The 15,109-nt window shown below is 34.1% G+C and carries 8 protein-coding genes; all 8 read right to left on the bottom strand.

What is annotated here, in order from left to right; translation table 11 throughout:
- Positions 1-86 precede the first annotated feature (86 nt).
- Positions 87-3,206, bottom strand: a complete 3,120-nt coding sequence (locus QLQ94_RS10725; RefSeq protein WP_482499718.1) for a glycoside hydrolase family 2 TIM barrel-domain containing protein — start codon at positions 3,204-3,206, stop codon at positions 87-89.
- A 335-nt stretch (positions 3,207-3,541) separates the two neighbouring features.
- Positions 3,542-4,261 carry a RagB/SusD family nutrient uptake outer membrane protein gene (locus tag QLQ94_RS10730; protein WP_482499720.1) on the bottom strand — a complete coding sequence of 240 codons (720 nt, stop codon included), beginning with the start codon at positions 4,259-4,261 and terminating at the stop codon, positions 3,542-3,544.
- 78 nt (positions 4,262-4,339) lie between these two features.
- Entirely contained in the window at positions 4,340-4,540 is a 201-nt protein-coding gene (locus QLQ94_RS10735; protein ID WP_482499964.1) for a hypothetical protein, read from the bottom strand.
- A gap of 7 nt (positions 4,541-4,547) precedes the next feature.
- Positions 4,548-4,826: a RagB/SusD family nutrient uptake outer membrane protein gene (locus tag QLQ94_RS10740; RefSeq protein ID WP_482499722.1), complete on the bottom strand. Its 279-nt coding sequence runs from the start codon at positions 4,824-4,826 to the stop codon at positions 4,548-4,550.
- A complete protein-coding gene (locus QLQ94_RS10745) occupies positions 4,817-5,035 on the bottom strand; it encodes a hypothetical protein (protein WP_482499723.1) in 219 nt (72 codons plus the stop codon). The genes QLQ94_RS10740 and QLQ94_RS10745 overlap by 10 nt, the downstream gene beginning before the upstream one ends.
- Positions 5,036-5,043: 8 nt before the next feature.
- Complete coding sequence (locus QLQ94_RS10750) at positions 5,044-8,052, bottom strand: SusC/RagA family TonB-linked outer membrane protein (RefSeq protein ID WP_271336450.1); 3,009 nt, start codon at positions 8,050-8,052, stop codon at positions 5,044-5,046.
- 626 nt (positions 8,053-8,678) lie between these two features.
- Positions 8,679-12,812 (bottom strand): hybrid sensor histidine kinase/response regulator, encoded by a 4,134-nt coding sequence (locus tag QLQ94_RS10755; RefSeq protein ID WP_482499725.1) that lies wholly within the window; start codon positions 12,810-12,812, stop codon positions 8,679-8,681.
- A 211-nt stretch (positions 12,813-13,023) separates the two neighbouring features.
- The gene (locus QLQ94_RS10760; protein WP_271336448.1) at positions 13,024-14,508 is read right to left on the bottom strand and encodes an MFS transporter; all 1,485 of its coding nucleotides are present in this window, start codon (positions 14,506-14,508) and stop codon (positions 13,024-13,026) included.
- Positions 14,509-15,109: the final 601 nt, after the last annotated feature.

Consider the following 15,109-nt stretch of genomic DNA (forward strand, 5'->3'; position numbering starts at 1 on the left):
TGAAAGTAGTATGGACAAATTTTGAGTAATCATTATTTGAGCTTATTTAGTAATTAATAGTATTCATGTTCAATCAAATTTACAGATTAAAACAAGCATAATGTATATGTAAATGAAGTTGGGAGGGCAAAAACCTGATATTGCTCAAGTGGTCTTGGACCACAGCTAGCCGATCCTACGCCTAGTGTTTTAGTTGAAAGACAGAACACAGTTGAGGTACTGGGAGGTAAGTCAATTTTATATTCTACTGGATACATTTGCTCATCGGTATGGGGAAGAGCAGAAACCTGCATCAATTTTTCATCCGCTTTCACCATCACCCAGGGCATATCTTTACCGCTTAGTTTTGCCCAACTGACTTCTTCATGGTTACCGTGTTCCATCGGTTTTTCATATTCATATTGTTCATTTACACCCAATTCGTACAGGCCAACATGGGCAGAACTCTTGCGATCGGAATAATTCTCGGATGGCCCGCGACCTAAAAAAGTCATGTGATCAAGCTTTTTGTCGAGTAACATCCGCACACCAATTCGGGCTAAGTTGATACTTAAACCAATAAAATGAACCTGATTATCAACTTTTATTGACCCATCGCCTTTAATGGTATAAGTTGCTGTATGATAAACGCCAAAACCTTCTTTACCATCTGCTTTTGTTACAGAAGTTACTTTCACGCAGGCTTTATCAATGACTTCTACTTTAAAATTAACTACTTTATATTCAAGTGTCGTTACTCCGTACTTTTGCCATTGCTGGTAAGCCCAATCATCGTCGTTACGGTGAGAGGCGCGCCATAAGTGCAGTTTAGGTGAACCATCTGAAGCTAAAATATTAATTCCCTTTTTTGTCAGCTGATTTATAAACCCCGTTTTTTTATCAAAACTTACAGAAAAGTCTTTTCCGGAAATCACGGCTGATTGCTGGTTTTGAGCTAGTTTTACAGGCTGAGTGACTTTTAATTCTTCTACAGAAAATGTGTTTACAGGAAGTAAAAACTGCTCTGTTGCAACTTCAAAACCTTTATGAGCCCAAAGTGTTTTTTCTTTTAAGCGGTATGAAACGCGCAAATAGTATTTAGCGCCTGCTTTTGGATGCTCTATTTTATAAGGAATATTTGCTGCAAAAACTCTTTTTTCTCCCCATGTAGGACGGATTTCAGTTTTACCATTATCAATTTCCTGCCCGTTTTCGCTTAGACTCCAAAGGAGCTCAAAACCATCAAGGGAAATAAATTGGTATTTGTTCTTAATTTTAAGACCGCCATTAGCAGGATCCGTTAGTTCGGTATCGACCCATTGAAATGCTTTTTTCATTTCAGGATAATGTGGCTTTACATTGTTTCCTTCGGTTGCACGATCGTAAGAAACCACTCCTTTATGAATGAAATAATGATCATTTGGATATTCGCCAAAACCTCCTCCATAGGCTAAGATTGGGTGGTTCGGATCGCGCTTGTTCAATAATGCCTGATCCTGGAACTCCCAGATAGCACCACCCAAAATTTCAGGATTTTGATCAAAAGCTTTAGAGTATTGTTCAAGAGAGCCCATAGAATTAAACATAGCATGAACAAACTCACAGATATAAAGTGGTTTAGTCAAACCCCAATTTCTGGCCATATCAACATAATCTGCTGCACTGCCATACATACGGCCATCCAGGTCGGCAGGATTATTTTTACCGCTTCCAAATCTTTCGTAGTGAACAAAACGAGTAGAGTCGATAGCCTTAACAGCAGACATAGCAGCCTTGAGATTCGTACTGATGCCGCCGCCTTCATTTCCAAGCGACCAGATAATCACCGATGGATGGTTTTTGAAATTCTCAACATTGGCCACATTGCGATCAATAATAGCTGCTTTTATTGTTGGTTCTTCATCAAATCGGGTATCATAACCATGGTATTCCATATTGGCTTCAGCAACCAGCCAAATTCCCCATTCGTCACAAAGCTCATACCAGCGTGGATCATTTGAATAATGACTGGTGCGGATGTGATTACAATTTCCTTGTTTAATTACTTCCAAATCACGAATCATCTGTTCTTCAGTTACGGCATGACCTACATCGGACCAATGCTCATGACGGTTTACGCCTTTCAATTTGATTGGTACTCCATTTGCCATGAAAATTCTTCCGTTGATTTCTACTTTCCGAAAACCTATTTTTGACGATATTATTTCGCCTTCTGAACTGGTCAATACAACGGTGTACAGATTAGGGGTTTCAGCAGTCCATTTTAACGGATTATCTATCTTGATTTTTACATTTAATAATTCTTCGTTATTGGGTTTAATTATATTTCCCGTGGTATTGCCTCTGGCTATTTCTTTGTTTTGGTTGTCGTAAAGTGTTACGGTAAATTTTTGTGCTTTGGTAGTTTTGTCACTATAATTTTTAATTTTAGCAGATACATCCAATGTTGCATTTTTATAGTCTCTATCTAAATCTGTTTTTACAAAAAAATCGCGAATATGTACTTGTGGGGCGCTCCAGAGCGTTACATTGCGAAAAATTCCGTGTAGACGCCACATATCCTGGTCTTCCAGCCACGTACCGGAACTATATTGATATACCTCTACAGCAATCATGTTTTTACCAGGCTGCAGATATCGGGTTAGGTCAAACTCGGCGGCATTACGGCTATTTACGCTAAAACCTACTTTTTTACCATTTACCCATAAAAAAAATGCACTATCCACACCATCAAATGTAATAAAATTACGGCGCCCTATCCATTGTTCAGGAATAGAAAATTCCCTGCGATAACTTCCCACAGGGTTTCGCTCATTATATGCTGTATAAGATTTATCAGGCTCACTCATCACATGTGGATAATCTTTTTTGATGGTATAACCTAAGTTTCTGTAAAACGGTGTCCCGTAACCTTGCACCTCCCAGTTAGAGGGAACAGTAATTTCTTTCCAGCTGGAAACATCATAATCAGGCTCATAAAAATCCGCAGGTCGTTTTTCCGGTGTGTTAACCCAGTTAAATTTCCAATCCCCATTTAGACTTTTGCAAAATGAGGAAGCATGTCGCTTGGCAGTCAAAGCTTCCTGGAGGCTGCCATAGGGCATTAATGTAGCGTGATAGGCTTCTTTGTTTATACCAAGTAATTCGGGGTTTTCTATTTCAGGTGGAATTAGATTTTCTACGGCAGTAGTTTGGGCAGCGGTAGGGTTTAAGAAAGATATCGACAATAAAATAAATAGTAAGAAAGTGTTTTTTTTTCATTGGTATTTAATTGTTTTTGCAGTTTGACGCAATGTTATCTTTAGGACAATAGCTGGGTCTGTAATTTGTAGTTATTCAATTACGACTAAAGTAAAAAAAAATAGTATATGATTTTTTTTCTGGATTGATTATCAGAACTGACAAATAAAACAGGTGCAATAATTTGAGTAAGTTGAAAAAAGGTCTAAAATTTATTATGGAAACTCTCGCCAGTATAACAAATGTTATTATATTGAAAAACAGCGCATTCTCATGCGCTGTTTGACCAAATTACTAACTTAAACTACCAAAATTTAATTCCTTAATAACCCGGGTTATTATCACTTGATTTTATATTAGGATTTGAAGATGTTTCCCTGTTTGGTATTGGCCATAATTCGCTTTTACCAGCCTGAAAACCAGTGCCTGCTAATTCTGTACTGGCGTTACCCCATCTTATAATGTCATCAAATCGGCTTTGCTCGCCGGCAAATTCTACTTTACGTTCATGAACAATTGCGGTAAAAACAGCCTCTTTTGTTGGGGCAATAGTAGTTGTTAAACCTGCGCGGTCTCTAACTTCTTTGATATACGCTATGGCAGTTGTTTGAGAACCTCCTGCTCTTTGGTTTTCACATTCTGCTTTCATAAGCAATACATCTGAATAACGCATAACTTTGAAATTTATACTTGACTGTGTAGCTTCATCCTCTCTTTTATAATAGTTTTGGTATTTTTTCCAGCCTGCATTTCTAATACCTGCTGATGTACTAAAGTTTTGCGCTGTCATAGTACGGGTTCCGTTTAAATATTTAGAGCCTGGTACATAAAAAGTATCTCCAAAACGCAAATCTCCTGCCTCAAATGAGTTTAACAAATTGTCTGGCGGATAGACATTGTACCAGCTTAAATTGCCATATTCCTGACCTCTAAGCGTTGATTCGGCAAATCCAGTTCCGCCACTATTACCAGCATCATCCCATTTATTACCTGTTCCGTTGTTTTCATTAAATTTCAATTTCAAAAATTGATTCTTTACCATGTTCAGTTTCGTCCATAAAGTTATTATAAAAATTACCTTTATCTTCAAGACTAAACCCTGTAACACCATTAAAGGCAACTAAGCTTCATCCATATTCTTTTGGTATAAAAGTACTTTACCCAAATAGGCATAAGCAGCTTCTTTGGTTGCTCTTCCAACTACTTCAGCACTTTTGGATAATAAATTTTGAGAAGCAAATTCAAAATCTGCTCTAATCAAATCATAAGCTTCTGCTTTAGGACTTCTTGCGGCACCTATGATAGTTCCTGTTTTATAAATTGGTAAATCACCAAAACGTCACTAAAAGAAAATAATAATACGCTCTTAAAAAGTGGGCTTCTCCTAAAAATTTATTTTTTTGCTCTTGTGAAAGTACGGCACCTGGTAAAGCATTAATTTTTGCTTCATTATCTAAAACAAAATTAGCCCTTGATATCCCTAAATAACAGGATTCCCAATAGTACTGAATAATATCATTGCCTGCATTAAAAGAAAAATCCTGAAAAGGCTTTTTATTTCCCTCTAATTGTGGATTTCCTGCAGCATCCTGTCCCATTAAATCCATTGCAAGGAAAAATTTCGTGCATAAAGTCCTCTTGTCTGCAAATTTGCATAGGCTGCATTTACAGAAGATTCAACCTGCGCTGCTGTTTTAAAGAAAGTATCGGGCGATAACGTGTTTGGATTAGTTAATTCTAAATCTGCCGTGTCGCATGAATTGATAACTAAAATTCCGAACATTGCTGCAACTATATATTTTATTTTTTTCATCATCTTATATATTAAAATTTAACATCAAGTCCAAAAATTACTGATTTAGGCTGTGGATATCTCCCCAAGTCAATACCTGCGGAATTTGCGTTAGTATCTGCACGTGCAATTTCAGGATCCAGACCGGAATATTTCGTAATTGTAATAAGGTTTTGTCCGCTTACATAGAATCTTATATTTGAAAAATGGCTGCCGAATGTTTCTCCTGATAGGGTGTATCCTATAGTAACATTTTTTAATCTGGTATAAGAACCATCTTCTATATAACGCTGATTAGCTGTTGACCAGTTTACATCTGCACCCTGAGCTCTGGGTAAAGTAGCAGATGGATTAGTCACTACACCGTTTACAACATTTGCTCTGTCTAAAACATCTGTACTGGCATTAAACAAACGATTCATTCCTTTTAAATCAAAGGTGTTGGCATTATAAATGTCGTTACCCTGAACTCCTGTTATGAAACAGTTGAAATCGAACTTTTTATAGGCTGCCGTAAGGTTTAAACCATAGGTGAAATCCGGATAAGGATTCCCGATATTTGTTTTGTCATCTGAGTTGATTACTTTATTGCCATCACGGTCAACAATTTTAATATCACCTGGTTTCACAATAGTCTGTCCCGGGCCAAAAACAGCATCTACTTCTGCCTGATTTTGATAAATTCCATTGGTTTGGTACCCGTAAAAATAGAATAATGGCTGACCTACTTCAAGTCTTGAGAAGTTTTCTAAACCAGCTCTTGCAGTTGGGCCGCCCAATACACTAGTCACTCCCGGTGCTAAACTTGTTACTTCATTTTTACTTGTTCCTAAATTAGCGATGGCTGACCATGTAAAATCTCCTTTTCTATCATTATAACCTAATGATATTTCATAACCTGTTACTTTTACATCGGCAATATTTTGAATCTGAGTTCCGCCACCGGCAGATCCTACAGAGGCAGGTAATGGAACAGCAAAAAGAATATCACTGCTTTTATTATTGAAATATTCAAACGATCCGGTAAATTTCTCGTCAAACAAACCAAAATCCAAACCTATGTTTCGGTCATTTTTAGACTCCCATTTTAAATCAGGATTAGAGGCAACTCCAAGAGAAACACCTGGAGCATTTCCTCCATTAATAGGATAATTATAATCAGCAAGTAATGTAGCGGCATATTGATAATTATCTATTCTGTCATTTCCTGTTGTTCCTGTACTGGCCCTAAGTTTTAAGGTACTAAAAACAGAGTTTGCCATAAAACTTTCCTTGGCTATATTCCATCCTACTGCAACTGAGTAGAAGTTCCCCCAGCGGTTGTTTGCACCAAAACGGGAAGAGGCATCCCTACGTCCTGAAACAGCAAATATGTATTTATCATCGTAATCGTAGTTGATACGGGCAATATATCCAATATTTTTTTCAACATAGTTAGCAGAACTCAAGCTTCCTTCATTGTATCTCAGCTGATCTATTTCATCTGAAATATTATAACGGCTTCCGGCTACTAAATTTTGTGATTTTCCATCAATTTTAGTGATAACCCCCAATACTTCAATGTTATGTTTAGCAGCAATAGTGGTTTTATAGGTTAAGCTATTATCAAAAACAATGGTTTGTCCCTGAGTATTTGTTTCATTAGTGGTCGAATAGGCTTGTTTATGATAGGAACCATCGCTATAACTAGGAACAAACGTATGATCTTTACCCGTGTAGTAATCTAATGAAACCTGCGATCTGAATTTTAAGCCTTTATAAATTTCTAACTCAGCGTAAATATTTCCTATGATAGATAAATTATTAATTTTTTGATATCCTAAATTTGCTACTCTTACAGGGTTTTCGGCGTCATTACCGTCAACAGCACTTGGTCCTTGATATCCGCCTAAATTTGTATCATTGTAAATAGGTAAATAAGGTGCCATTTTAATAGCATGTTCCAATAGTGTTCTTCCTCCCGAACTACGCTCGGGATTGATTGTACTAAAAGAGATCCCAATATTACTTCCTACTTTAAGTTTTCCTATATCCTGTGTATTATTAGCTCTAAAAGAATAGCGTTCAAAACCTGTATTGATAACAGCTCCTTCCTGCTTTAAATATTCGGCAGAATAACGGCTTGTAGATGTCTCGGTACCATTTGAAAAACTCAAATTATAATCCTGCATCAAACCACTTTGAAAGATTTGGTCTTGCCAATTGGTATTTATATTTCCAAATTCAGCAGCTCTTGCTGTTAAATCACTTCCTAAATCTTTAGCATATTGAAGATATTGTTGTGTATTTAAAACATTATATCTTTTGGTAATAGTCTGTGATCCTATGTAAGTGCTAAAATTTAGCTGACCCGGGCCTTTTTTTCCTTTTTTAGTCGTTACCATAATTACTCCGTTAAAAGCTTTTGAACCATATAAAGCCGTTGTTGAAGCATCTTTTAAAACAGACATTGACTCTATATCATTAGGACTTAATCCGGATAAATTACTGGTCAACACACCATCAATTACATATAAAGGAGCACTGTTTCCCATGGTAGCCAAACCTCTAATCGTAACTGTAGGATTAGAACCCGGAGCACCATTTACAACAGTAACACCCGCAGCTCTACCCTGTAAAGCTGATTCTGCATTAGTAATAGGCACTGCTGCAATATCTTTTGAGCTTACTGTTGAGATTGCTCCGGTTACTTTTGTTCTCTTTTGAGTTCCGTAACCTACTATAACCTCGTTTAAGGTTTGGGTGGATAACGCTAATACAACATCAATTGTAGTTCTGGTACCGACAGTTATGGTCTGCGAAATCAGGCCTACATAAGAGTATGTTATTTTGTCTGTAGGATTAACTCCTTTTAAAGAGTATTTACCATCAAAATCTGTTGAGGCGCTATTTTTTGAACCTTCTACATTAACACCCGCACCAGGCAAAGGAAATCCCGAAGGATCAGTAATCACCCCCTGTACCGTCTTTGATTGCGCCATTATATTCTGACTGCTAATTATTAGCAATGCGATTATTGCAAATTTAAATTTTAACATCATTTTAATTTGGTTTTTTGATTAGTTTAAATAGTTTGTTAGGTTGTAAAGTTTAGTTATTATAATAATTATAATTTTAGCTCATTTGCTTTTTATAATTTTTTTTAAGTACTACTACTAAGAAGAATCGTCTAAAATTTTAATAAAAAAAAAGGAGCTTTTAACTATATTATTTTTGGTTTTCAGTTCATACTTTAAAGGGTTTTAAATTGTTAATAATAGTGTTTAAGTTTAGTTGATCGTGTTAGGTCAAAAGTATAATGTTAACATAAAATTCACATACCAAATTTGTAGCAAAAATTATAAAATTTGTAGCATAAAGTTTATAATAGTGTAGTATTATGTATTTTATCGTTTATTTAAAATTAATAAGTCAAAAAAAATATTAATATTTTCTGTATATAGTTTTTTTATTATTTATAAAAAAGAAAGACTATTTGTGTTGATTTAATGATTAGTTCCAGGAAAAGTGAAGTTGATTTAAATGCAAAAAGCAGCCTGATTATTTTTTTAATTAAATAATGGCATTAATCTCGAAAACTCAAATTTTTGAAACTGAAGAAGAAGTTTAGTTATTTATGAAGCAAAAAAAAGACGGTATAAACCGTCTTTGATATTTCTTTAAAATTTTATTGTTTGTTATTTTGGGTGGGCAAGTATCCGTATTTTTCTTTATAGCATTTTGTGAAATAAGAAGGAGAACTAAAACCAACCTTAAAACTGATTTCGGTTATGGTGTCATTACCGAGTTCTATTAATTCTTTCGCTTTTTCTAAACGAACATTACGAATAAATTCAGTTACAGTTACTCCTGTAAGTGTTTTAGTTTTTCGATACAATTGGCTTCTGCTTAAAAATACTTTCGATGCCAAAACTTCAACACTTAACTCCGGTTTACTTATGTTTTCAGTAATGTAATTCAGAATGTTTTTTATAAATTCATTATCTAAAGTGGTTGTTTTTTCTTTTGCTTTTGGAGTAATTCCGTTATAAAATTTATTAAACATAATTTGCCTGCTGTTAATGAGCTGGACCAGGCTGGATCTTAAAATATCCATATCAAAAGGTTTACTCAAATATAAATCTGCACCAGAGTCAATCCCTTCTAATTTATCTTTAATTAAGGCTTTTGCAGATAGCATCATTAAAGGAATATGGCTCGTTTTTAAATCAGCTTTAATGTTTTTGCACAATTCTAAACCATTCATGACCGGCATAATTACATCTGTTAATATTAAGTCAGGCAGTTTTTGTAAAGCTAGTTGTAAACCAACCTGACCGTTTTCTGCTGTTATAACTTTATATTCTTTTTTGAGTTCGTTTTTTAGATAATTTCGAAGTTCTACATTGTCTTCCACGATCAAAATGGTATGAACCCTATCTTGTTTCTCCTGGTTATCCTGTGATGGTATTGATGCTTTTTCCTCAATAGGCGTAAAGCTTATTTTTTTCTCGTTTTTAAATTCTTCAATTAGTATTTCGTTTTCATTAAAAAATTCCTTTCCGATAGGAAACAATAGTTTAAAAATAGTGCCGATGCCCAGTTCACTTTCTACTTCAATTATTCCTTTATGTAATTCTACGAATCCACGCACCACTTCCAATCCTATTCCTGTACTTCCGTAATAAGTTTTATTTAAATTATTTACCTGATAGAAACGGTCAAAGATTCGTTTAATATCTTTTTTATCTAATCCCGTTCCTGTGTCTTCAACAATAACCATAAAGTAAGAATTAATACTGGTGGAATTTATTAGCGGAAAATTTCTTAATTCTTCATTAACTACTATTTTGATTTTTATTATCCCATTATCTGGTGTAACTTTAAAAGCATTGGCAATAAGATTAAAAATAATTTTTTCAAACATTTTGGGATCTATCCAGTCTTTTAATGCTGATGTGTCAGACTCAAAACCGAGCTTAATTCCCCGGCTTAATGCTTCTTCGTCAAAATAACTCACAATTTCTTTTGTAAAATCAATTACCTCAATTAGCTGTAATTGAAGGGGCATTTTATTAAACTGCAGTTGATTAAAATCCATTAACTCATTGATTAATCTCGAAAGCCTTTCAGAACTTTTCTGAATGGTCTGCAGTTTATGTAATACAGTGCCTGATAAATCTGGACTATTATTTTTAATTATATCTGCTAAAGGATTTAAAATCAAAGTCAGGGGAGTCCTGAACTCATGTGAGATATTGGTGAAAAATTGTAATTTTTTATTATTTAACTTTTCAATTTGAATGGCTTTCTGTTTTTCAAATTGTATAATTTGCTTTTGTTTAAAACGATTTTGATAGTATTGATTACCAAAATGTACCGCAGCCAATAGTAGTAGGGCATAAAAGAGATAAGCAAAAGATGTTTTCCACCAAGGGGGTAAAACTTCTATTTTTAGTTCTAATGGTTGGCTCCAGACTCCATTTTTTTCGGCTGCTTTAACCTTGAAAACATAGTGGCCCGGGGCTAAGTTCGTATAAGTTGCCGAGCGTTTATTACCAACGTAATTCCATGAATCCTCGAAACCTTCCAGATAATAAGCAAATTCATTTCTGGCCGGAAAAGAATAGTTAATGGCAATAAAATCAATTGTAAATACAGACTGATCATGTTTGAGGATTATTTTTTTTGTTTCTGATATTACTTTTATTAAAGGTGAGTTTTCTTCAAGCGGGCCAATTGACTTATTAAAAATTTTCAGATCACTTAAATAAATTGGAAGCTGTTTTTTACTTTTTACTAAATTTGCAGGATTGAGGTAGTTTAAACCTTCATAACTTCCAAAATAGAGTAATCCGTTTTCATCTTTAAGAACAGCATTATTATTGAAGTCATTTCCCGGTAAGCCGTCATAGGTGGAGTAATTTATGGCAGTCTTGTTTTTTAAATTTAGTTTTGTGATACCTTTCTTTCCGCTTAACCAAATGTCGTGATCATTAGATTCTACAATCGACGAAATTGATTTTTCACGAAGCCCTTCAAAATTGATATACCACTTGAGTAAATCTGTTTTTTTATTGTAGCTGAATAATCCGGCTCCATCAGTACCAATCCAGATTTCTTTGTTTCCGGATTCATATAACGTATTAATGGTATGTGTGCTTTTATGATTTTTAAGTTTTTCGGACATTTTATCCCGAAAAGAAATTACTGAAAAAGAAACGTAATCGTTTGTTGTGACCTTGTATAAACCCGTTGTTGAACCAATCCAGACTGCATCATCAGAATCTACCATTACCTTTCTAATGTCTAAATTGACTATTCCATTTCTATAAAAAGGTTTGGCATTACAATGATGAAAACTACCATCTGAAGGAGTATAATAATGAAGGCCTTTTGAAAAGGTTCCTATCCAAATCACACCTTGCGAGTCTTCATCAATACTCATAATATTGTCTGAGGTCAAATCAGTTGTATTTTTTGTGTTGTAATTAATAAAGTTTCTGCTTCCTTTCTTTAAAAGAAAAATCCCCTCATTCCAGCTGGATAACCAGATATTCTGCTTTTTATCAATAAAAACATTTGTGATATTATCATTGGTTAATCCGGAATAAAAACTGTTATTCGATTTTGTAATATGCCCAAATATTTTGTTCTCAGGGTTATAAATATCGACACCGCCGCCTTCCATAGAAATCCATAACTGGCCCTGATGATCTTTTGCAACACTGGTAACACAATTGGTTTGTAATGATTGGGAGTTTCCGGGTAAACTTTCGATTACGCTTACCTTACTGTCTGTTTTATCAAAAATTCCTAAACCCTTGTTGTAATACCCCAGCCAAATTCTATTTTCTTTGTCTAAAAATAAAGACCAGACAGAATTAGAACTTAAACTACGGATATTGAATTTGTTGTTTACATATTTTTTTTGAACAATACCCTGATCGTTCACAACAATTAAACCGTCATTTTCTGTAGCACAAAGAATCGTTTTAGTATCTGTAGCCAGAATCGACATAATCCTTTTTTTTGTAATGGGATAAGAAACAACCTGTTTTTTTTTAGAATATAAGTCTACTTTAAGAAGACCTTTGAATCCATTTCCAATCCACAAGTTTTGATTACTGTCAAAAAACATCGAAATGATAGTTGAAGAGCGCAATTCAGTGTCTTTGTAGATGTTTACTTTTGTAATCTCATTTTTTATTGGGTCAACTACTTTTAAACCGAAGGTAGTACCCAAATAAATAATTCCTCTTTTGTCTTTTACCAGGCAGTTAATAAGGTAATTTGTAGTATTGGGAACCTCTGGCTTAATTTTAGTGATTTCTCGTGATTTTATATTGAGCCTGAGTAAACCGCTATTGAATGTTCCTAAATATAGATTACCCAGATTGTCCTCTATAATACTTTTAACAGAAATGACCGTTTCTTTTTTGATTTTTTTTTGAATATCAATACTTTCAAAAGTATTTAAATTCCGATTGTAAAGACATAAGCCTTCATCAGTCCCTACCCACAACCGGTTGTGTTTATCGACGTAAGTAGCGTAAATTAAATTGCTATTAATAGAATTACGAAGCTTGGAGTTTTGCTCGTACGCTTCATAATTTATACCATCATATTTATATAAGCCTGCACCATTTGTTCCATACCACATAACGCCAAATTGATCCTGTGTAATGGTATAAATGCCGCTCTTTGAAGTCTCATTAGTGAGTAACCGAAATTGATAGTTTTCAAATGTATTTTGAGAAAACAAATTATTTATTATAAAAAATAATATGACGCTGACTCTAAAATATTTTTTTTGGGACATTATAAAATGATTAGTAAATTAAAATTAAATATATAATATTAAATCCAAAACCAATTATTTGTTTTTCAAAAGAATACATAATAATGACAATTTTTAAGTTTTAAAAAAGGTATTGTGTGTGTTCTTTACTGGTAGAGAGAGGAATTATAAAGCTGGTTTTACACTCTATCTTAATTTGAAAATTAATTTAAAAGTTAAGTTTTATTCTAATTTAACCCTTCGTTTTTTTCTCATTATTCCTTCTTTCATTTAAATCTTTTTCAATCTGAATTTCTAATTTTTTATCTATTACATAAAAGCACAAAAGAACTGCACTTATGATAAATATAAAGCCAGGATAGATACTTATAGAAAGTTTGATTCCTTCTACTGCTGCTGGTACCTGATTGACCTCTTCGGCTACGTAGCCATATTTAGATAGAAAAGCAGCGCCTAATGCACCACCAATACTTATCCCTATTTTTAATCCAAAAAGCATAGCCGAAAAAACAGTGGCAGTTGCTCTTCGATTGTTCTTCCATTCGCTGTAATCAGCTACATCAGCCATCATAGCCCACAATAGCGGAATCGTGATTCCGTAAATAAATCCATGCAGTAACTGGGTTATAAAAACCAGCGCAATAGCTGTTCTGCTGTATAAATTAAAAACCAGTAAACTAATAGCGGATAAGAAAATAAAGAGGATGTAAATGTTTCTTTTACCAAAGGAATCGGCAAGCGATCTGGAAGAAATAATCCCAAAGATCATGAAAATAATTCCTCCGGCATTAAAGAGGCTAAATGCTGAAGTAGGAACGTCTTTTGGCCACTGAAAATCTACAAATCCCATTGCTGTTAAGGAATTATTCAGTCCATTAACGAGTGAAGTAAAACCAATATCATTCAAAAATTCAGTTTGAGCAGCTGGATCTAAATAATATTTAAAGTAGAAAACATACATTCCCCCTTTTAACGACAAGGTTATAAAAACCAGAATGGTAACTAGTAACATCACCAGCCACGGTCCGTTTTTAGATAAATCAATAAAATCCTGCTTAACTGAAGATTCCTGATTCTTTGTAGGTATAATTCGTTCTCTGGTTGTAAAAAAAGTAATGAGTAAGCAAATCACTCCAACTACAGCAAACAGTATCATCGTATTTTTAAAACCAATTGCTTTATTACCATGTCCCAAAATTAGAACCAATGGTAACAAAAGGGACTGAATTATAAATTGGGCTATCATAACAGCTACAAAACGATAGGAAGAAAGGCTGTTTCGCTCTTTCATGTCGCCAGTCAATACACCACTTAAGGCCACATAAGGTAAATTATTGGCTGAATATATCAGGACCAAAAAAAAGTAAGTCAGCAAGGTATAGATGATCTTACCGTTTGTTCCAAAATCAGGAGTTAAAAAAGAGAGCACAGAAGCAATTCCGAAAGGTAAAGCTGTCCATAATATCCAGGGTCTGAACTTCCCCCAGCGCGACTGAGTACGATCAGCAATAACTCCCATAATGATATTAAAAAAAGCACCAATAAAGCCACCAACAAAAATAATTATACTAGCTGTTCCGGCAGGAATTTTATAAACATCTGTATAAAAGAAGGCCAAAAAAGTCAGCAGGGTTTGAAAAATCAAATTAGCTGCAAAATCACCTAAACCGTAGCCTATTTTTTCTAGCACAGAAAGTTTTTGCGATGTATTACTCATAATGTATACTGGTTGTTTTGTTCTTTTTCTACCTATTGTTTTACTTTAAAAATATTTTGACTGATTGTTTATCAAAAAAAAATGAAACCCTCAATTTGTATTTCAACATTTGCAAAATCAAAAGAGTAAAAATAGTTTGAAATCTCAAAAGCGATTATCATTTTTGAAGCCTTTAATAGTTCATTTGAAGCATCATTTAGTTTAGTAAATCTATTATATAAATTGCTATGGCAATTTATTATCTTGAGAAAAACTTTTCATTATTCTTATTTAGATCTATATTATTTATTGATGGTTGTTTAAAATACATTAGATGGTATGACAGCAAGCCCATTTATGCCTAATTTTTCCCCCGATAAAGAAATAATTCCTTGATTGTTTAATGAAGGATTAGCAAAAGAAAAGTACTCTTTTAATGATTCTTTAACCAGGTATTGTTAATCTGAAAAATGACATAAATAGGGACCAGTTTACATATTCTTCCCTGTCCTGTTCTAAGCTAAATCAACCAATTGTAGCTACAAAAATCACTTTATAATGAAGTTGGTTAGGTGTGTTTAGTCTATTTTTTTGGCTTTAAAAATAGATATAATGTTTTTTA

The organism is Flavobacterium sp. B114r (assembly GCF_056824125.1).

Excerpts from the sequence above, each read along its gene's own strand:
- QLQ94_RS10730 (WP_482499720.1), bottom strand. The coding sequence starts at position 4,261 with ATGGTAAAGAATCAATTTTTGAAATTGAAATTTAATGAAAACAACGGA.
- QLQ94_RS10740 (WP_482499722.1), bottom strand. The coding sequence starts at position 4,826 with ATGGATTTAATGGGACAGGATGCTGCAGGAAATCCACAATTAGAGGGA.
- QLQ94_RS10745 (WP_482499723.1), bottom strand. The coding sequence starts at position 5,035 with ATGATGAAAAAAATAAAATATATAGTTGCAGCAATGTTCGGAATTTTA.
- QLQ94_RS10750 (WP_271336450.1), bottom strand. The coding sequence starts at position 8,052 with ATGATGTTAAAATTTAAATTTGCAATAATCGCATTGCTAATAATTAGC.
- QLQ94_RS10755 (WP_482499725.1), bottom strand. The coding sequence starts at position 12,812 with ATGTCCCAAAAAAAATATTTTAGAGTCAGCGTCATATTATTTTTTATA.
- QLQ94_RS10760 (WP_271336448.1), bottom strand. The coding sequence starts at position 14,508 with ATGAGTAATACATCGCAAAAACTTTCTGTGCTAGAAAAAATAGGCTAC.